This is a genomic window from Wolbachia endosymbiont of Madathamugadia hiepei, assembly GCF_013366855.1.
Lineage (GTDB): Bacteria > Pseudomonadota > Alphaproteobacteria > Rickettsiales > Anaplasmataceae > Wolbachia.
In genome coordinates, this window is record NZ_WQMP01000189.1 from 1 (window position 1) to 1,382 (window position 1,382).

Annotated in this window: 1 protein-coding gene; it reads left to right on the top strand. The window is 38.9% G+C overall.

Features of this window, described 5'->3' with window-relative positions:
- Positions 1-1,382, top strand: a 1,382-nt coding sequence (locus GO685_RS05265) for a MutS family DNA mismatch repair protein (protein ID WP_458695297.1), incomplete at both ends; no start/stop codon positions are given.

Here is a 1,382-nt window from a genome sequence, read left to right on the forward strand (position 1 = left end):
TTGAGCTATCAACGGGAAAATTCTTTCACACTTTAACGAATTTGAAAGCTCTAGATAGCGATTTGCTGCGTATATCACCAAAAGAATTATTAATTTCCGAGAAGCTAGCCGAAGATGAAAAAATCAGGTCAATTTTAAAAAATTATAAAATATCAATTACGCAGCATGCCCAGAGTTTTTTTGAGTATAACAAGTCTCACAGAACGCTGTGCGAATTTTACAAAATCAGAGAGCTTGGAGTTATAGGAAACTTCAGCAAAGTGGAGATTGTGGCATGCGGTACGCTGCTTGAATATGTTAGAGTAACGCAAAGGGGCTCCATTCCAAGACTTGAGCTGCCAAAGCCCTACAGGCAACAAAGTTTCATGCTTATCGATGCTTCAGCAAGGAGAAATCTTGAGTTGTTTTCAACTCAATTTGGTGAAAAGAAGGGTTCACTGATTTCAGTTATTGACTACACAGTTACAGCTTCTGGTGGACGCCTGCTCAAACAAATGCTTGCATCACCACTTGCTTGTCCTAAGGCGATTAATTTGAGAATCGGCACCGTTGAATTTTTTGTAAACAGCCATGAGGCACGCAAAAAAATACGGGAGATATTATCTAACATTCCAGATATTGAAAGGTCACTATCACGTTTAATGTTAGGGCGTGGCTCACCAAAGGACATGAACCTACTAAAAATAGGCCTTGGGAAAACGTTAGAGTTGTCTGAGTTTCTGTCCACCTTACATAGTTATCACTTAAGTGAAAAATCAGCAGTTGATCTTCAGATGTCATTCCAGTGCTTGATAGTAGAATCAAAGGGAAAAGAACCAGTGTCTACTGCTCAGATAGCAAGCAGTGACGAGAATGAACTTAGCACAATACATAAAAGCCTTGGCAATCACAAAGAACTGTTCGAGCTTCTAAACGACGCTGTACTTGATAATAATCTAAGTTCTGCAAAAGAAGGAGGATTTATCAACCCAAAGTATAACCAAGAATTATCAGAGTTATCCTATGTGTTCAACAATAGCAACAAATTGATAACCAAACTCCGGGAATCTTATCGTGATCTGACTGGCATTGCCGCGCTGAAAATATTGCACAACAACATTCTTGGTTATTACATTGAAGTATCAGCAAATCATAAATTAACCTCGGACATATTTATTCACAGGCAAAGCTTAGCAAATAGCATACGCTACACTACTAATGAATTGAAAGAACTGGAGAATAAGATTCTCGCGGCACGTGACGCTGTAATCAGCTTAGAAATGAAAATTTTCAGTGAACTATGTGGTAAAATTGCTAAAGAATCTGAAAAGATTGCTCTCGCTGCAAACGCCTTGGCAAAGCTTGATATCCGAACTGCGTTTGCAGAGCTTGCAATGCAAAAC